Source organism: Planctomycetaceae bacterium (assembly GCA_039680605.1).
In the GTDB taxonomy this organism is placed as follows: Bacteria; Planctomycetota; Phycisphaerae; order SM23-33; family SM23-33; genus JAJFUU01.
Map to the genome: position 1 here is coordinate 58024 of JBDKTA010000043.1, position 17665 is coordinate 75688.

The 17665-nt window shown below is 66.0% G+C and carries 13 protein-coding genes; 3 read left to right on the forward strand and 10 right to left on the reverse strand.

All coding sequences use genetic code 11. The features are described from left to right. Window positions 1-46: 46 nt before the first annotated feature. Window positions 47-730, reverse strand: coding sequence for a deoxyribose-phosphate aldolase (deoC, locus tag ABFD92_12535; protein MEN6505363.1), 684 nt, complete (start codon window positions 728-730; stop codon window positions 47-49). Between the two features lie 539 nt (window positions 731-1269). Between deoC and ABFD92_12540 the strand changes: the two genes are divergently transcribed. Beyond that, the gene (locus ABFD92_12540) at window positions 1270-3624 is read left to right on the forward strand and encodes a HEAT repeat domain-containing protein (GenBank protein ID MEN6505364.1); all 2355 of its coding nucleotides are present in this window, start codon (window positions 1270-1272) and stop codon (window positions 3622-3624) included. Between the two features lie 99 nt (window positions 3625-3723). Here ABFD92_12540 and ABFD92_12545 read toward each other — a convergent pair whose 3' ends face one another. The 3 genes from ABFD92_12545 to ABFD92_12555 all read right to left on the reverse strand — a co-directional run bounded on the left by ABFD92_12545 (window position 3724) and on the right by ABFD92_12555 (window position 6872). After that, the gene (locus ABFD92_12545; protein ID MEN6505365.1) at window positions 3724-5112 is read right to left on the reverse strand and encodes a family 43 glycosylhydrolase; all 1389 of its coding nucleotides are present in this window, start codon (window positions 5110-5112) and stop codon (window positions 3724-3726) included. 84 nt (window positions 5113-5196) lie between these two features. Continuing rightward, complete coding sequence (locus tag ABFD92_12550) at window positions 5197-5955, reverse strand: metallophosphoesterase (GenBank protein MEN6505366.1); 759 nt, start codon at window positions 5953-5955, stop codon at window positions 5197-5199. Window positions 5956-6002: 47 nt separating this feature from the next. Beyond that, window positions 6003-6872 (reverse strand): sugar phosphate isomerase/epimerase family protein, encoded by an 870-nt coding sequence (locus ABFD92_12555; protein MEN6505367.1) that lies wholly within the window; start codon window positions 6870-6872, stop codon window positions 6003-6005. 203 nt (window positions 6873-7075) lie between these two features. Here ABFD92_12555 and ABFD92_12560 point away from each other — a divergent pair, with 203 nt between their 5' ends. After that, complete coding sequence (locus ABFD92_12560) at window positions 7076-9946, forward strand: hypothetical protein (protein ID MEN6505368.1); 2871 nt, start codon at window positions 7076-7078, stop codon at window positions 9944-9946. 23 nt (window positions 9947-9969) lie between these two features. On the opposite strand, the gene ABFD92_12565 is transcribed toward ABFD92_12560, so the two are convergent. The 3 genes from ABFD92_12565 to ABFD92_12575 all read right to left on the reverse strand — a co-directional run bounded on the left by ABFD92_12565 (window position 9970) and on the right by ABFD92_12575 (window position 13379). Beyond that, a complete protein-coding gene (locus ABFD92_12565) occupies window positions 9970-10968 on the reverse strand; it encodes a CNNM domain-containing protein (protein ID MEN6505369.1) in 999 nt (332 codons plus the stop codon). Continuing rightward, a complete protein-coding gene (locus ABFD92_12570; protein ID MEN6505370.1) occupies window positions 10958-12286 on the reverse strand; it encodes a hemolysin family protein in 1329 nt (442 codons plus the stop codon). The genes ABFD92_12565 and ABFD92_12570 overlap by 11 nt, the downstream gene beginning before the upstream one ends. Before the next feature lie 370 nt (window positions 12287-12656). Then, the gene (locus tag ABFD92_12575; GenBank protein MEN6505371.1) at window positions 12657-13379 is read right to left on the reverse strand and encodes a hypothetical protein; all 723 of its coding nucleotides are present in this window, start codon (window positions 13377-13379) and stop codon (window positions 12657-12659) included. A gap of 73 nt (window positions 13380-13452) precedes the next feature. On the opposite strand from ABFD92_12575, the gene ABFD92_12580 reads away from it, so the two are divergent. Then, the gene (locus tag ABFD92_12580) at window positions 13453-14673 is read left to right on the forward strand and encodes a sodium:proton antiporter (protein MEN6505372.1); all 1221 of its coding nucleotides are present in this window, start codon (window positions 13453-13455) and stop codon (window positions 14671-14673) included. On the opposite strand, the gene ABFD92_12585 is transcribed toward ABFD92_12580, so the two are convergent. The 3 genes from ABFD92_12585 to ABFD92_12595 all read right to left on the reverse strand — a co-directional run bounded on the left by ABFD92_12585 (window position 14664) and on the right by ABFD92_12595 (window position 17662). After that, complete coding sequence (locus ABFD92_12585) at window positions 14664-15056, reverse strand: VOC family protein (GenBank protein MEN6505373.1); 393 nt, start codon at window positions 15054-15056, stop codon at window positions 14664-14666. The genes ABFD92_12580 and ABFD92_12585 overlap by 10 nt on opposite strands. A gap of 182 nt (window positions 15057-15238) precedes the next feature. Further along, window positions 15239-16582, reverse strand: coding sequence for a tetratricopeptide repeat protein (locus ABFD92_12590; protein MEN6505374.1), 1344 nt, complete (start codon window positions 16580-16582; stop codon window positions 15239-15241). A 165-nt stretch (window positions 16583-16747) separates the two neighbouring features. Next, on the reverse strand, window positions 16748-17662 hold the full coding sequence (locus tag ABFD92_12595; protein MEN6505375.1) for a hypothetical protein: 915 nt from the start codon (window positions 17660-17662) through the stop codon (window positions 16748-16750). Between the last annotated feature and the right edge of the window lie 3 nt (window positions 17663-17665).

A 17665-nucleotide genomic window follows, 5' to 3' on the forward strand; every position in this document is an offset into this window, starting at 1 on the left:
CTTTCAACATTCCAACCTTCCAATCTTCCATTCTTCCAATCTCCCGTCAGTAGTCGCTGCCCGTGGAAGTCGACAGCCCTTCGAGGATGGATCGCGCGGCTTTGACGCTGATGCCGAATCGCGTGGCGCCCAGGCGGTGCATGGCCAGGATGGTTTCGAGGCCGCGCACGCCGCCGGCGGCCTTGACGGAGCAGCGGTCGCCGACGGTCTGCTTGATCAGCTTGATGTTCTCCAGCGTCGCTCCGGTGGGCGCCCAGCCGGTGGCGGTTTTGACGAAGGCGGCTCCGGCCTCGACGGCCAGGTTGCACGCGCGGACGATCTCGGCGTCGCTGAGGTAATGGCATTCGAGGATCACCTTGACGGGCATGCCCTGCGCCTCGGCGACGACGGCGGCGATGTCCTGGCGGTACAGATCGTCTTTGCCGGCCTTGAGCCAGGTGATGTTGTTGACCATGTCGAACTCGCGGCATCCGAGTTTGCGCTGCTGGGCGACCTCCTGCGTTTTGGTCGCGGTAGACGCCGAGCCGCTGGGAAACCCTGCCGTGGCGCCGATGACGATGTCGGCGCCGCCAGCCAGTTCCAGAGCGTAGGGCACGTGCGAGGGAAGCACGAAGACGGCGGCGACGGGAAATCGTTTCGCCATGGCGATGGACTGGGCGATTTCGTCGAGCGTGCTCTGAGCCTGGACGCAGCTCACGTCGATCATCCGGGATATTTCGGCGGCCATCATGGGGCGTACTCCTCTAGGGGATGCATGCGGCTGACTATCGTTTAAACGGGGCGGCTGCGGTTTGAAAAGAAAAATCACGGGGGGGCGGAAGCGTATCCCAAAAAAATTTCCCTGGCTGGCGTTAACGCCAACCAGGGATGGTGGCCTGGTCATGGTTCATTGAGTGCAGCCAAATGGTAACCAAACCTGAATTATGATAGGCGCGAAGGGCGAATCTGTCAAAGTGTTTCCTGAGGATTTCTCCCAGTCCTCCTGCGACTATCCGGCATGGCATGGCGGCGTTTTCCGCGACACAAGCCCTCGCGAGGGGGCAAGGCCCCGGCAGAGGCGCCAGCCCCATCAATGATTTCATTGCTTGTGTCCGCTCACGCCACTAACTATAATCTTCGTCATAGGCAGCGCACGCGCGAGCGGCTGGCCTGGAAATAATCCACCGCCATCCGCTGCACGGTTTCCCGCCAATATGACGATATAGTGCCCCAAGGCCGCGTGCGCACCAGCCCTGTGGCACAAGAGGCCGACAACCAGGTGGAGAGCCCATGAGTACGCGAAGATTGACCGTATCCGCGGCCGCTATGTCTGTCCTGACTTTCCTGTTCGTCCTGGCGTCGTGGCAGCCACTGACTGCCCAGGAGGCGCCAGCCTCGACAGAGCCTGCCGCGGCGCCGGCCGCCGCAGGCGAGCCCATGATCCCCAGCGGCAAGGTCGAAGGGGACAAGATGGCCGACGATGTCGAGGAGGCCGCCCGCAAGGCCATGGGCGCCGCCACTCAGCCGGCGGGCCAGGACGCTGCCCCCGACGGTGTCGGGGCGCAGGCCGCTCGCGACAAGGCCGCCTCGACCTGGAACGACTTCATGCACTTCGCTCGCATCGGGCAGGTCAAGGCTGCCCAGAGCTACGCCATGGCCCTGCTGGACTCGGGCACCGACTCGCGCACCATCTACCTGCTCTCGCTGGAAAGCAGCGACACGCGCCAACTGCTCGACCGGGCGGAAAAGCTGCCCGAGATGAAGGACGTCGTTGCCCGCCTGCGAACGGCGATCGAAGAGGGATACTTCAAGCTCAGGCAGGACCCCGCCGAGATCGCCAAGGCGATCAACTCCCTCGAGCGCAGCGTTCAGGCGTATGAGCTGGGCGCCCGCCGCCTGGCTGTCAGCGGCCAGTACGCCCTGCCGCAGATCATCCAGCGCCTGATGGACCCCAAGCTGCCGCCGCTGCTTCGCGAGCGGTTGATCACCGTTCTTCCGCGCCTGGGCAAGGAAGCGGTCCTGCCCCTGGCCGAAGCGCTGCAGAGCGACAACCCCAACCTGCAGGAGATCTTCGCCGACACGCTGGGGCGCATCGGGTACCCCGCCGCCGCCCCGCGCCTGCGAGAACTCTATGAACGCAAGGACCTGCTGCCCAAGGTCAAGAAGACCGCCGAGTCGGCGCTGCTGGCCTGCGCAGGCCCCGACGGACTCAAGCGGCCCCTGGCGGAAATGTTCTACGACATGGGCCAGAAGTTCTACTACCAGGCCGAATCGTTGCGCCCCGACGAGCGGGTTTCCACCGCCAACGTCTGGTTCTGGACCAGCGACCTGGGCCTGATCTACCGGCCCGTCCCGCGACAGATCTTCTGCAACGTCTACGCCATGCGCATGTGCCGCCTGAGCCTGGATCACGATCCCAACCTGTACCCCGCCGTCTCGCTGTGGCTGGCGTCATACCTCAAACGCGAGTTCGACCTGCCCGCCGGCGGGAAGGATCCGCTGCTGGCCGAAGGCGAAATGCCCGCCACGTTCTACCTGCAGTCGGCCAGCGCCCGCTATCAGCAGGCCGTCCTGCAGCGCGGGCTCAACGACTACCACACGCCGACGGTGCTGGCGGCGATCAACGCCCTGATCAACACCAACGGCGCCCAGAACATGATCCGCACCGGGCAAGGCACGCAGCCGCTGGTCGACGCCCTGACCTACCCGGCGCGAGAAGTGCGCTTCCTGGCGGCCGAGAGCCTGGCCTTGGCCCAGCCGACCGAGCGGTTCACCGGTTCGCAGGGCGTTCTGCCGGTGCTGTGCGAGGCCCTGCGCCAGGTGGCTCAGCCCCGGGCGATGATCGTCGTCAGCGACCAGGATGCCCGCAACGCTTTGAAAGATTCGGTCCGGGCGGCCGGCTATGAAGTCTTTGAAGAAGCAGACGCGGACAAGGCCGTCACTGCCGCCCATGCCGCCGGCGGCGTCGACGTGTTCGTTACCGCCTCGGCGCCGGACCCGATGGCGGTTCTGGGCCTGCTGCGGCGCGAGGGGCGATTCGCCACCACGCCGCTGGTCGTGGCGGCAGAGGCCACCGAGAACCGCCGCGTCCTGGCCGAGCGAGACAAGCGAGTGCTCCTGATCGGGCACGACGCAGCCAAGACAAACGTCGCCGAAGCGATGGCCAAGGCCGTCGAACTGGGCGCCGGCAAACCCATGGACAAGGCCCGCGCCGAAATGTGGGCGGTCCGCTCCGCCAACGCCATCCGGCAATTGGCCCTGACCAACAACAAGGTCCTCGAGTACGTCCAGTGCCAGCCGGCGCTGGTGACGGCGCTGGTGGGTCCGGGCAAGGTGCAGGTCGCCGTCGCTGAAACCCTGGCCCACTACAGCGATGCCCCCTCGCAGCGGGCCATCGCCGCACTGGCCTGCAGCGCCAAGACCGCCGCCGCCGTGCGCGTGCCCGTCTACGCGTCGGCCACCGTCAGCGTGCGGCGGTTCGGCAACCAGTTGACCGAAAGCCAGGCCGGCGACATCGTCCATTGCGTCGTCGAGCCCAAGAACGCCGGCCCCATCCGCATGGCCGCCAGCCAGTTGATGGGGGCCCTCGACCTGCCCAGCGAGAAGATCAAACCGCTGATCCTCTCGACGGAAAAGATGGACTGACCTGATTCCACAACCCAACGAAAAGGCCGCCGAATCCCGGCGGCCTTTTTCATTTCCAGGGCTGCCACCCGGCCGCCCGGCGCGCGGATCACGAGCGTGTCATCGCCAGGCGTGCAGGTCGGTCACCTCGCCGATGAAGCCGATCGTGCCTTCGGCGGCGCTGGGCAGGCTGAAGCAATGGATCAACTGGTCCGCGAGGTAGAACTCCATCAAGTCGCGCTTGAGCACGAGGCGGAACGTAGGCGCAGGGCCGAAATCGTACTGGCGGTCAATGGAGATCTCGCACTCGAACGAGCCGGGATAGAGCTTGAGCTGGCCCAGCCGCGCCGCCCCTGCCGAATTGAGCAGGACGGCCGTGCCCTCCCCCGCGCCGGTTCGGATGAACAGGCCGCACTCCCTGGCCGAGGGCGTTGGGGGCAATGCGATCACGCCTTCGAGAATAATGCCCTCGCTGGTCGGCAGCGTCTCGGCGAGGATCTTGAAGGAATCCATGGCGATCCCCGGCACGCGCGGCGCCGCGGCGCCGCCCGGGGCCGCCCCGCGCGGCGGGGCGATGTTCAGCGCCTGGGCCTTGAGGGCGTCGTTGCCCGCCCACCACGCCAGGCGCATCGTGCCGTCGGCGTCGAAGACCGCCCGCTTGAGCAGGCCAAAATACACCATGCGGTCCAGCGGACCGCTGACCGGCGCCTGGCGCCCAATGGCGTGGTGGTTCACCAGCAGCCCGTCGGGGCTATGAAAGAACCGAGAGAAATACGTGTGGAGTTTGCCCCAGCCGTTGTTGGTCAGCAAGCCGCTGTTGCGCTGCTGGCGGACGAGCGGACCGCCCGGCGCCTCGGCGGTATAAGCGATCATGCTGCCGTTGACGCCCAGCATGTGATAGTACGTCTCGCCCACGCGGGCCACCCCGCCGTGTTCGCACGGGCTTTCCAGCGGCGGCTCGATCGCCGGCGGCGGCAAAGCCTCCCACGTCGCGCCGTCGGCGGAGCAGCCGTGCCCGACGCCGTGATGCGCGGCGGGGCTGGCGGTCCAGTAGCCCCACAGGCCGCCTTCCTCTCGTGGGCAGGTGAAGATGCAATCCCAGCGCGCGGTGTCGTTGTCGGCAGTTTTATACCAGCGCGTGTCGGGGCGGGTGCAGTACTGCGCCCCCATCGGCCTCCAGTTCACCAGGTCCGTCGACTCGGCCATGCAGATGCGCTGCCCGCCCTGGGAGTACGAGAAGTTCATGAAGAACTTGCCGTCGCGATCGAAGTCCGGGCTGGCCCAGGTCGACCCGGTGCCCATCCAGGCGACGTCGGGTTCCTTGGTCAGCACCGGCCCGTGTTCTTTCCAGTGTACGCCATCGGGGCTGGTGGCCAGGGAGACGTTGTCCCACATCGCCCCCGAGTTGGCGAGGTAGTACAGGTAGTACGTGCCCTCGTGCCAGTACAGCCAGGTATCCCACATCTTGCCCGTCGCGGGCATCTGTGGCTGGTAGAACATCTCTCCCATCGGTTACCTCTTAATAGCTGGAAGATTGGAATGATGGAATGATGGCTTCCAATCTTCCATTATTCCATTCTTCCGTTTTTGCTCTTAGGCCCATTTGGCCAGGTCCCATCGCCAGTCGGCGATATCGACGCGGGGGCCTTTGACGCGCACGACGTTGAACACGCGCCCGAAATCGGGGTCGATGGCGTGATTGCGACAATGCCCGGCGATCAGGTAAGGACGGCCCTTCCACTGATACCGCGACGGACCGAACTTGGTCTGCAGATGCGTGTGCCCTGCCGCCATCAGCGCGACGTTGGCCGGGGCGATGGCGGTTTCGAACTCGCTTTCGTTGGGGAGCGTTTCGGGCGTTCCGTGGGAGAAGAAGACCATCGGCCGCCCCGCGGCGCCCTCGACCTGTCCGGCCAGCCACCGCAGTTGCACCTCGTGCATGGGCGGGACCGTGTCGTAGACGCCGAAGGGGATATACATCGAGACGAACCTGACGCCGCCGGCGTCGAAGGCGTAGTACCGCCCGCCGTGGCGGCAGATGAACCACGTGACCGCGTTGCCGTTGGCCAGGTCGTGATTGCCCAGCGTCTCGTAGGCGGGCAGGGTGGCTGTTTGCATGGCCGCCTGATAGAGGGCCAGTTCTTCGCCGTTGTTGGGTCCGTCGACGAAATCGCCGCAGTGCAGCATGAACGCCGGCCGCTCGACGCACCCGCCCAGCGCCGCGGGCCAGGGTTCGCCGTCGAGATGCTCCATCTGGTCCAGGGCCTGGTGGCGGATATCGGCAGGGCCCTGGCGCGGCTCGTATCCGAAATGGGTATCCGACCAGACCAGGAAGGTTATATCTGCTTTCAAGTTCTTCGCCTCGTTCACGCCGCACCTCCGGGGGGGCTCGCGCCCGGTCAGCGCTCCAGGGTCCCCGTCCGCAGCTTCTCTCTCAAACCCGCCAGTTGGGCGACGGTATCTTTCGCGTCGGCGCCGAACTGGCCGGTCTCGAACATCAGCGGGCCTTTGTACCCGCTGCGCTCCAACTCCGCCAGCAACTGTTCCCAAGGCAACACGCCGCGACCGGGCGCCCAGTGACGCTCATCGAGACCGTCGTTGTCGGACAGGTGCGTCGTGCAGACGAACCTGCCGATGCGCCTGACGTATTCTATCGGGTCCTGGCCGGCCAGGTTGATGTGGTTGACGTCCAGGCACAAGCCCGCTCTGCGGCCGTCGAAAAGGTCCGCCATCGCCTCGACTTCGTCGGGGCGGTTGAGCAGTCCCCAGGGCGGCATGGGCTCGACGGCCAGCACGATCCCCCGCGCGTCATGTCGGCGGCGGCAGAGGGCTTCGAGCTGTTCCACGCACGCCCGCAGGGTGCGGCGGCACAGGCCCATCGCCTCGCTGCGCCGATCCGCCTGCAGATGGCTGGCGTTGGGGTGAATGATCAGCCGCCGCCCGCCCAGGTCTGCCACCCGCTCGAGGCACCACGCCACCGCCGCGACGGTTCCCTCGCGGACAGCCGCGTCGGGATGGGCCGGATCGATCAGCCCCGCCTCGGGCACCGTCGCAGCGTAGGGCATGTGGTAGGCCCAGACGGACAGCCCGCATCCGTCGAGCATTTTCTTGAGCTGCGCCAGGGCCGCCCCGTCGGCCAGCCATGGCCAGTAGCCCAGATTAAGTTCGACGCTGGTAAAACCGAATCGCTCAAAGAGCGGCAAGTGGCCAGCCGGGTCGATTCCGGCCAGGCAGTGGGTCGAGATTCCAAAATCGTTGTCGATGCTCATGATTGCGTAATACCGGCAGCGACGGGGGGATGTCTACCAAATTGTTGCACCGGGGTCCCCTTTGATCGAGCGGCGTGTAACCCATCCCATCGGGGGCGACACCATTCCTATAGCCGCAGCGGACCCTGTGCCGCGGGCGTGGCTTTTCATCGGGGTCTGCGGCCTGAACCTAGAATGAATTAAACGGGTGGGAGGACAAGATCATGAGCCGCCTGAGAATCGCAATCGCCGTGATTGGTGCCGCAGTGGTCATGTACGTCGCATCTCCGCTGTGGGCCCAAATCCAGATCCGCGTTAACCCCAGCGAGCAGGACCAGAGCCATGTCGAACGGTATTCCGTGATCGAGCCGCTGACGCGCGGGCCCCTGCACGAGGCCATCGCCGAGCCGGTCGTGTTCAATGGCGAGGCCGCGGGTCTGGTGATCTCCACGCCCCCGCCGGCGCCGATCGATGAACTGCCGCCCGACCAGCAGCCCATTGGCGACAACATCGTGTGGATTCCCGGCTACTGGTTCTGGGAACCGAGCATGAACAACTTCGTGTGGGTCAGCGGGTGCTGGCGCGAGGCGCCGCCCGCCCGTGCGTGGGTGAGCGGTTACTGGGTGCGCGTTACGGAAGGATACCGATGGGTGCCGGGCTTCTGGATGGACGCCGCCCTTGAGCAGATTGCCTATCTGCCGGCCCCGCCGGATAGCCTCGAGAGCGGGCCGCCCGCCCAGCCCCCGACCGACGATGTGGTCTGGGTCCCGGGGGTGTGGACCTGGCAGCAGGACCGGTTCGCGTGGCGGCCGGGCTTCTGGCTGACCGCCGTGCCCGACTGGGTGTGGACGCCGGCCCACTATGTCCGCGACCCGTACGGCTATGTGTTCGTCGACGGATACTGGGATTATCCGCTGGAGCGGCGCGGGGTGGCCTTCCTTCCGGTGTACTACCCTCGCCAATACTACGGCCGCTCGTTCACGCCCTCGCTGGTGCTGGACCTGTCGGTGGTGTTCGAGAGCCTCTTTTCTGCTCCGCGATACGACCACTACTACTTCGGCGACTACTACGACGCCGGCTATGCCGACGCGGGGATCTACCCCTGGTACGATGTGCAGCCGCGTGTGTGGTACGACCCGGTGTACTCGCACCGCCACTGGAGTCATCGCCACGAGCCGCGATGGCGGGAGTCGTTGGCGCGCCAGTACAGTGACCGTCAGCGCGAACCGCGCTACCGCCCCGCCCCGACCTACCGTGCCCTGCTTGACCAGGTGGCCAGACTCGCCGAAGGCGACCGGGCAGGCCTGTCGCTGGGTGTGACGTTCCAGCAGTTTGCCCAGAGCCCCGAGCGACCGTTCCGGTTCGAACGCTCCGACCGCCAGTTGTGGACGCAGTCGAGCCGCCGTGTCCAGGAGGAACGGCTCCAGCGCCGCGACCAGACGCGGTGGCAAGCCGCCCGTACCGCCCCGGCGGTGACCAGCCCGACCCAAACGCAGGCCGCCGAACAGGTTCGCCAAGCCGAACAAGCCCGCCGTCAGGCGGAACAGGACGTCGAGCGGGTGGAGAATCGCCGGCTGCGAAACGAGCAGGCTCGCCGCCAGAAGCAAGCGGCGCCTGAGAGTGTCGCGGCCCCGACGGCAGGGCAACCTCCAGCCGAAGACACCCGCCGCCGGCAGGAACTGCAGGCCCGGGAAATCGAGGCTCAGCGCCAAGAGCAGGCACAGCAAGAGGCGAGGGAACGTGCTCGAATAGCCCGCCAAGCGCAGGAAGCGGCAGAGCGAGACGCTCAGTCCGCACGCACCCAGGAACAGCGACGCCTAGCTGAACAACGGGCCCGGGACGCCGCCCAGGCCGCTCAGGAAGCCCAGAGGCAACAGCGCCAGGCGCAGGAACAGCAGCAACGGCTTGAGCAGCAGCGCACGGAGGAAACGCGCCGCCAGCTCGAACGCCAGCGCCAGGACGCCGCCCGACAGAGCGACGCCCAGCGCCAGGCGAAAGAGGCTGCCGACGCCGCTGCCCAGGCTCAGCGCCGCGCCGAAGCGGCTGGACCGGTCAAGAACGAGGCTCAGCGAGCCGCCTCGGCCGCTGAAGAGGCCCGTCGTCAGGCCGAACAGGCCGCCCGACAGGCCAGCGACGAACAATCGCGCCGCCAGGCGACCGAGGCCGCCGACGCGGCGCGCCGGGCTAGAGATCAGGCTCAAAGGGCTGCACGCGAAGACCGCCCGGGCGAAACGCTTCGCCAGTCGCAGGAAGCCGCCCGCAGCGCACGCCAGGCGAAGGAGAAGGCCCAGCAGGCCCAGGCGCTGGAACAGGAAAACCAGCGCACGGTAGAAGAGGCGCGCCGGCAACAGCGCCAAGCCGAAGAGGCACGCCAACAGGACCAGCAAGCCCGACAGCAGGAACAGGCCCGCAAGGAAGCCGCCGATCGCGAAAGCCGCCTCAGGAGTCAGGACGCCGCCAAGCAGCCAGACGCCCGGCGGACCCAGGAGCAGCAGGCTCGCCAGGCGCAGGATAACCAGCGCAAGGCCCAGGATGCGGCCAGGCAGGAAGCTGCCAAGCAGCAAGCGGCCCGGCAGGCCCAGGAACAGCAGGCTCGCCAGGCGCAGGATAACCAGCGCAAGGCCCAGGACGCGGCCAAACAGGAAGCTGCCAGACAGCAAGCGGCCCGGCAGGCCCAGGAGCAGCAGGCTCGCCAGGCGCAGGAGAATCAGCGTAAAGCTCAGGACGCGGCCAAACAGGAAGCCGCCAAGCAGCAAGCCGCCCGACAGGCGCAGGAACAGGCCCGCCAGGCTCAGGAGAACCAGCGCAAGGCTCAGGACGCGGCCAGGCAGGAAGCCGCCAAGCAGCAAGCCGCCCGGCAGGCGCAGGAACAGGCTCGCCAGGCGCAGGAGAATCAGCGCAAGGCTCAGGACGCGGCCAAGCAGGAAGCTGCCAAGCAGCAAGCAGCCCGACAGGCCCAGGAACAGGCTCGTCAGGCGCAGGAGGCTGCAAAGGCCCAGGAAGCTCGCAAGCCAGAAGCGGCCCCTACGCCGCCTGAGTCAGGCAAGGATGCTGACAAGGGCAAAGGCCAGGGCAAGAACAAGCGGAAGGACTGACGGCGGCAATGGGATTACCGGCGTCACCAGTTCTCGATCTCGCCGACGATTTCTTCGACGAGATCCTTGATGGCGACGATCCCAACATGGCGGGCTTGGGCGTCGGCGACCACGGCCAGGGCGATCCGCTGGCGCTGCATCCGGTAGAGGGCCTGCGTGATGTTGAGCGACTCGTCGAGCACCAGCGGCGGCGGGGCCAGCGACTGCAGATCGGTCTGGGGCGGGCTGCTCAGGGCGTGGTAGATATCCAGCACGCCGGCGATGCGTCCGTCGGAGTCTCGCAGGGGCAGGCGGCGATATTCATGGGCTTTCATGATCTCGAAGATGCCCTCGCGCGTGATGTCGACGGGGGCGGCCACCACGTGCTGCATGGGGATCATCGCCTTCTTGAGCATGACCTGCGAGATGCCCATGACGCGCTGGGCCATGCGGGTCTGGAAGTCGGTCAGGGCGCCGCTGGCCTGCCCTTCGGCCACAATCGCCGCAACCCCGACGTGCCCCAGGGCCTGCTCGTCGCCGCCGGTGCGCCAGAATCGCGTCAGCAGCCAGGCGAACCCGAGCACCAGCGGACGCGCCAGCGTGACCGTGAACAGCCACCCCGACAGGCGCACCAGCCACGCCAGGCGGTACATGAGCGTTTCCGCCAGGCGCTGGAAGACGTTCTTGGGCAGCGTTTCGCCCAGGACGAACAGAATGCCCGTGCCGACGACGATGGCGTAGAACTCGGCGCGGCGGCCGGCGCCGCCCAGGATGAACATGGCGCTGACGGCGTAGGTGAAGGCATAGTTGGCGACGTTGTTGCCGATCAGCAGCGTGGCCAGCAGTCGCCGCGGGTGGGCGAGCTGGTGGTGAATGGTCCGTGCCCCGCGGCGCCGCTGCTCGACGGACAGCTCCAGGCGCACCTTGTTGAGCACGTAGAAGCCCATTTCCATGCCCGAGTACAAGGCGCTGAGGCCGACGCCGGCGATCGCGACGATCCAGTAGATCGCCCACTGCATGTTGATGCTCAGGTTATCCAGCATGGTCGCCCCCTCGCCGGCCAGCGCCCGCGCTGTCGAGCCCCGGCGCCCGCGTCCGGTCCTGCACCAGCTCCAGCCGCAACTGCCCGATGCGGCGTTTGCGCATGGAGACGACGGTGAACTGCAGGTTGCGGAAGGTGACGGTCTCGCCCTCGTGGGGAATCCGCCCCATCAGCGACGTCACGAATCCGCCGATGGTGCTGATGTGCCTGCCGGAGAGATTCATCTTCAGCGCGTCGGCCAACTCATGCACCGGCAGATTGCCGTCCAGCACGTACGCCCCGTCGCGCTGAGGCTCCACGGCGGCCTCGTGCGCCGAGAAGGGGTCGGGCAGATCGCCGACGATTTCCTCCAGCACGTCCTGCAGCGTGATCAGCCCGGCGGTGCCGCCGTATTCGTCGACGACGATGGCCATCTGCATCTTGGTGACGCGAAACTGCAGCAGCACCCGTTCGAGGCGTGCGGCCTCGGGCACAAACGGCACGGGCGTGACGAGTTCCCGCAGAGGCGCCTGTGGGCGCAGCAGCAGCGTCTTGGCGTGGATCACGCCCAGGATGTTGTCGAGATTGTCGTCATAGACCGGCACCTTTCGCAGATGGGTTCCGGCCAGCAGGTCGGCAAGGGCGGCCCGCGGGGCGTTGATCTCGAAGGCGACCATGTCCACCCGGGGGACCATGACGTCGCGGGCGCGCAGGTCCGTCAACTCCATGATCTCCTGCAGCAGCGAGTGCGCGTCGGTGTCGATGGCGCCGCGCTTGGCCGAAAGGTCCAGCACCGCCGCCAGCTCGTCGGAGGTGATCTCGCGCCGCTCGGGCGGTCCGCCGCCGGCCAGCAACCGCGTCAGCGGGTTGATCAGCCCCCGCTGGAGAATCCAGAGCACCGGATCGACCGCCCGCAGGAGCATTGCCGCCGGCCACGCGACCAGCCGTGCCACGCGCTGCGGGTGAGAGACCGCCAGCAGCTTGGGCAGCACCTCGGCCAACAGGATCAGCGCCAGTAGCGGACCTACCGTCACCAGCAACGCGGCCCAGGCGCCCACGTCGCTCTTGAGAATGTTCAGCGTCAATGCCGCCGCCACGGCCGCAAACGCCACGTTGACCAGCATGTTGCCCAGCAGCAGCGCCTGCAGGAGGATCGGCGGGCGTCGCAGCAGCGCTGCCGCCAGTCGCCCCGATCGCCCGCTGGCGCGAAGCTGCTGGACCTGCGCCGGCGAGAGACTGAACAGCGCCGTCTCGGACCCGCTGAAAAAGCCCGAGGCGCACAGCAGCAGAACCAACGTGATCAGGAATCCGGCGTGCTGGAGGAGAAAGCTGCCGTCCACGCTCAGCCCTCCCGCGCGGCAGAGAGCGAGATATCGAGGATCCGGCGGTCAGAGAGGGTCACCGTACGCATACAGAAATTATATCAGAAAAATGGAGGTTCGGATTAATCCCCGCCTCGGGTGCCATGGCGGTCGTTTCTCAACTGCTCCATGCTGAAGGAACGCGGCCAGGGAACAGATTACCACAGAGGCACAGAGGATCAGAGGAAGAAACAGCAAAACTCTTCATTCTTCTTCCTTCTTCCGGTTTTTTCTGCCTCAGTGCTCCTCTGTGCCTCTGTGGTAAATCTCACGGCGGCGACAGTCAGAGACATGGCGGCTGGGAAACGGCCGCCATGGCACCCAACGCCGGCCGCCATGGCACTCAATTCTAGAGCCACTGGCGCGAGACGGTCATGAGGTTGTCGTGACCGGGGATGATCATGTCGGCGACTTCCAGCAGATCGCTGAGGGTGTCCAGTGCCGCATGCATGTCGTTGCAGCCTTCCCAGACCTGCCCGCGCAGCACGTGCGCGGAGGTGATCGCCGCGTCGGAGGCGATCAGGATCGTGCTGGTCGCCGGCGTCAGCAGCAGGCCGGTCGTTCCGGGCGTCGGTCCGGCCAGCGGATACACCTGCGCGGCCGGTCCGAAGTCGCGCGGGGCGGGGCGGACGCGCTGGAGGAGTTTGAGGTCGGCCTCGGCCTCGAGGGCGTCTTCGCTTCCGGCGCGGCCGTGACTGTCGATCAGGTCGGTCAGGTAGTCGCGGTACCACTGCAGTTCATCGATGCTGGCCCACCAGTTGGCCTTGGGCATGTCGGCCAGTCCGCGGCGATGCGCCTGTCGCAGGGTGGTGCAGAAGACGTCGGTGACGTCGGAGAGCATTTTGCCGGTTCGTTCGTTGAATCGCGCGGCCAGCACGGGTCCGGGCAGCGAGGGGTCGACGAGGATGATGCGGTTGTCGACAAAGACGGCGGTGGTCGTCGCGTGCGCTGTGCGCACGGGCGCCTGCTCGCCCCAGAGGCGGTTATGACTCAACGTGCCGATGCTGATGACGCTGTATTCGAGGCTCATGGGCGTATTGAACCACACGCGGTCGTCGCCGGCCAGAGACACGGTGACTAAAATACTCCGGCGTCAGAACAATTGTATCTGCCAGTTTCGTTTGTGCTGCAAACGGGGGGACGCGATGAAGACCGTTCTGGTATTTTCCATTCTTCTGGTGGCGGGGCTGGTGCTTGCCCAGTGGCTGCCGGCATGGCTGGGCCCTGCCGCCGACGCCGGGCACCTGGTGATCCACCTGCTGACGATGACGGCTTTGGCGTACATCATGGTTCACGTGGGGATGGAGTTTCACATCGACAAGACCCGCCTGGGCGAGTACGGGTGGGACTATATCGTGGCGATGACGGCTGCGGCGGGTCCGTGGCTGCTGGTGGCGCTGTACTTCATCTTCATCCTGGTTCCCTCGAACCAGTGGAGCAACGGACATGTATGGCAGGAATCGCTGCTGGTGTCGCGATTCGCCGCCCCGACGTCGGCGGGGGTGCTGTTTTCGATGCTGGCCGCCGCCGGGATGCGCCACACCTGGGTCTTCCGCAAGGCCCGCGTGCTGGCGATTTTCGACGACCTGGACACCGTGCTGCTGATGATCCCGCTGAAGATGATGATGGTGGGGGTGGCGTGGCAACTGGTGGTGATGCTGTTTGTCTTTGCGGCCATGCTGGCGGCCGCCTGGCGATGGATGCGAAGCATCCGCCTGCCGATGAGTTGGCCGTGGGTGCTGACGTATTCGGCGTTGATCGCCGTGGCCAGCCAGGGCGTCAGCTATGCCAGCAAGTTGATCGACCGCCAGGTGCCCATCGACATCGAGGTGCTGCTGCCGGCGTTCCTGCTGGGCGTGGCGCTTCGTCCGCCGCGGGCGCAGGATCGCGACCCTGAGCAACATCATCGCGAGGAGCGCGTCTCGATCTTGATCTCCGGCGTGTTCATGCTCCTGGTCGGGCTGAACATGCCGCCCATGCTGATGTCGTGGCAACAGGCCGCCGCCGAAAATGCCGCCCAGGAGCAGTCCATCCTCTCACAACTGACCATGCCGCCCTGGCATATCCTGGCACTGCACGTGGTGATCGTCACCGCCCTGTGCAACCTGGGCAAGATGTTCCCCGCCTTCTGCTACCGGAAGGAGGCCCACTGGCGCCTGCGCACCGGCGTGGCGGTAGGCATGTGGCCGCGCGGCGAGGTCGGCGCCGGCGTGCTGGTGGTCAGCCTGGGCTACGGCATCGCAGGCCCGGCCATGACCATCGCCGTGCTGAGCCTGGCGCTGAACCTGGTGCTGACGGGGCTGTTCATCCTGCTGGTCAAGCGGCTCATCGAAGGCCACACGGAGAACGATCAGTCTCAGAACTGATCCTTCCAGCCTTCCATCAGCTCCAGCGTGTTGCCGTCGCGGTCCTGGAAGAAGCACACCCGCATTCCGGGGGTGACCCAGGCGCAGTCGTGGATGGGTCCGGTGGTCACGCCGTCGGCGTGGAGGGCGGCGAGGGCCTTTTCCAGATCCGGCACTTCAAAGGCCAGGTGCTTGAACCCGACGGTCTGATCGCCGCCGCGGGCGGCGGTGTCGCCGGACTGGAACAGCTCCAGACACATGCTGCCCGTGCGCAGCATGATGAACTCGCCGCTTTGTCCGGCGTTAAACACCCGCGCGCGGCGGAATCCGAAGTGTTTGGTGTAAAAGGCCTCGCTGGCCTTCATGTCGCTGCAGTTGAAACCAATGTGCTGCATGGCTGCCATGGATCGCTCCTGTGGATTTCGGATTGTGGATTTCGGATTGCGGATTATAGCATGAAACAGATCCTCGATCCTAGGTCCTAGATCCTAGGAAGAGCATCGGCGCTCGGCAAGGACTTTGCGTAAAACGGAGAGATTTGCGCTTCTGCCCCTAGGATCCAGGACCGAGGACCTAGGATCTGTTGTTACAGCGGCATCCAGCGCCAGGCGAAGCCTTCGAACCGTCGGCCGAGGCGGCCTAGCAGGCCGGTCATGTTGAGCTTCTTGCCCAGTTGGCGGATGGTCTGGTCTTGCGGCGCCAGGGACATCGCCCGCCAGAGATAGCGCCGCGCGCGGCGGATCGACCCGGTCTGCACGTGCGCCAGGGCGAGGTTGTACAGCGCCTGGGGGTTCTGCGGCTGAAGCTTCAGCGCCCGGCGGCACTGGCGGATGCCTTCGTCCATCATTTTGAGTTCGAAGTAGCTCACGGCTAGGCTGTGGCGGGCGTCGGGGTCTTCCGGGCGGAGCGTCACCAGGCGCTGGAAGACGGCATTGGCCTGGCGCGCCATGTGCGCTTCGAGCAGCAATTGGCCCAGTTCGGCCAGCATCACCGCGTCGTCGCCGCAGCGCTTGAGTTCGATGGTCAGGTGCTTGGCCGCTTCCATGGATTGCCCGCGGGCCAGGCAGACCTGTGCCAGCCGCGCGTGCGCGGCGGCGTAGTTCTGGTCGGCGGCCAGCACGTTCTGGAAGAAGGCGGCCGCCTCGTCGTAGTTTTTCTGCTGCAGGGCCAGTTCGCCCAGGCAGAAGAACGCGTCGGCGTTATCGCCCAGGGCCAGGGCCCGGCGGAAGAGCGCGGCGGCGTGGTCGGGGCGGTCCATCTCCATCATCAGCTCGCCCAGGTCGAGCATCGTCTCGACGTCTTCGCCGGCGACGTCGAGTTCCATGCGGTAGTGCTTGGCGGCCTGGTCGAGTTCGCCCTTGGCCCAGTAGGCCTCGGCGATATGCACGTTGGTCTGGGGATGCTTGGGGTCCAGCCGCAGCACCTGCTGGAGGCAGTTGATGGCCGCGTCGTATTGGCCGCGGTTATAGAGGCTGGCGGCGATGTTGTAGTAGCACAGGCTGCAGTCGTCCTTGACCTGGCGGGCCAGGTAGAACATCAGTTCGGCCTGGTCGTGCTGGCCCATCTCGGTGTAGGTGATGATGCGGTTGCAGTAGGACGGTTCGTAGTTGGGGTCGAGTTTCTCGATGCTGGCGAAGAAGTTCAGCGCTTCGGCGTACTTGCCCTGGCGGGTCATGTTGACGCCCAGGCAGTTGAGCGTCTCGATGTCGTTGGGCTGCATCTCCAGCGCCCGGGCGAAGACGGCGCCGGCCCGTTCGTAATCTTCCAGGGCCTCGAGCGTCAGCCCGAGATTGAAATGCCACAGCGGGTTGAGAGGGTTGATGTCGATGGCCGCTTGAAGTTCGGCCGCCGCCTCAGCCCAGCGGCCTTGCTCGTACAGTACGTGAGCGCGGTCCACTCGTCCTTCGGCGTCTGTCCACTCGTTGCTCAAGTCATGCTCCGAACGTAGGCGACCAGATGTTTTGCACTGTGTCGGCCGATCCGCATCCATGACTACCGGCCCGAGCAATCCCCACCACGACTTCTATTGTACTGCAAAGGCGCATTTTGACAAGAAGGTAAACCGCCCATCGCGCCCGATTTCACGCCTTGGACGTCAGCGAACGGTAATGGTGACCTTGATCGATCCGGAATTGTCCAGATAGCTCTGCGGGTCGGAGCTTTCCTCCATTCCCAGTTCCAGTAAGCCATCGGCGGGCATGGCCATGATGAACTGCGAGCCGATCTTGAACGGCTCGCCGCCGGCGATGCGCCCGCGGAGGTAGCCCTGAATCTTTCCGCCGCCGCTGCCGAAATCGCGCCCGTCCGGCGTGCAACTGCCACGCTGGGACTGCATGCTCCAGATCCCGCCGGCGCGGAACTCCAGCGACTGGCCCTTCTTGAACTTGCCTGCCGCGTTCCACATGGTCTGGGCGTGGACTTCAATGACGCTGGGGCCTGCGGGGGCGTCGGCCGGGGCTGCCGGCTCGGGCTCGGGTTTGGGCGGGTCCTTGGACTCCGGCGGCGGCAGGGGCCCTCCGGCCAGCGCTTTTTTGACGTCGTCCAGCAGCACCATCGCCTCGATGCGAGCGGCGTCTTTGCGAGCGCGAACGTTCAGGAATCGTTCCAGGAACGCGCGGGCGCGGGTGAGCATCTCGCCGCGCTCTATGCCGGCCTCGGCCGCCGGCGCCAGGTCGCACAGATACCATTTACCCAGGTCGAAACAGGACGCCGCATCGAGTTCTTCAAGGTTCTTGCACGCCAGCGGCACCAGGCGCCGCAGCGTCGCGTCGACGCTGACATGGAGGAGCGTGTTGGCCTTTTCGGGCGCGTTCATGCGCACCAGGCAGAAGCGGATCAATTCGGTCCGGACCTTGACGTCAGTAGGATTATCGATCAGCTTGCGCGTCAGGGTTGAGAGCTCGGCGTTCAGGGCCGCCTGACGTTTTGCATCCACCGGGCGGCTGGTCGCCTGCCCCCACGCCGCCAGCGGGCCGGCGGCCAAGACCGCTATCACGCTCATTCGCCACATGGA

What these genes read in the sequence shown, in the direction of transcription:
- deoC (MEN6505363.1), bottom strand. Translation starts at nt 730, where the DNA reads ATGATGGCCGCCGAAATATCCCGGATGATCGACGTGAGCTGCGTCCAG.
- ABFD92_12540 (MEN6505364.1), top strand. Translation starts at nt 1,270, where the DNA reads ATGAGTACGCGAAGATTGACCGTATCCGCGGCCGCTATGTCTGTCCTG.
- ABFD92_12545 (MEN6505365.1), bottom strand. Translation starts at nt 5,112, where the DNA reads ATGGGAGAGATGTTCTACCAGCCACAGATGCCCGCGACGGGCAAGATG.
- ABFD92_12555 (MEN6505367.1), bottom strand. Translation starts at nt 6,872, where the DNA reads ATGAGCATCGACAACGATTTTGGAATCTCGACCCACTGCCTGGCCGGA.
- ABFD92_12560 (MEN6505368.1), top strand. Translation starts at nt 7,076, where the DNA reads ATGAGCCGCCTGAGAATCGCAATCGCCGTGATTGGTGCCGCAGTGGTC.
- ABFD92_12565 (MEN6505369.1), bottom strand. Translation starts at nt 10,968, where the DNA reads ATGCTGGATAACCTGAGCATCAACATGCAGTGGGCGATCTACTGGATC.
- ABFD92_12580 (MEN6505372.1), top strand. Translation starts at nt 13,453, where the DNA reads ATGAAGACCGTTCTGGTATTTTCCATTCTTCTGGTGGCGGGGCTGGTG.
- ABFD92_12585 (MEN6505373.1), bottom strand. Translation starts at nt 15,056, where the DNA reads ATGGCAGCCATGCAGCACATTGGTTTCAACTGCAGCGACATGAAGGCC.
- ABFD92_12595 (MEN6505375.1), bottom strand. Translation starts at nt 17,662, where the DNA reads ATGTGGCGAATGAGCGTGATAGCGGTCTTGGCCGCCGGCCCGCTGGCG.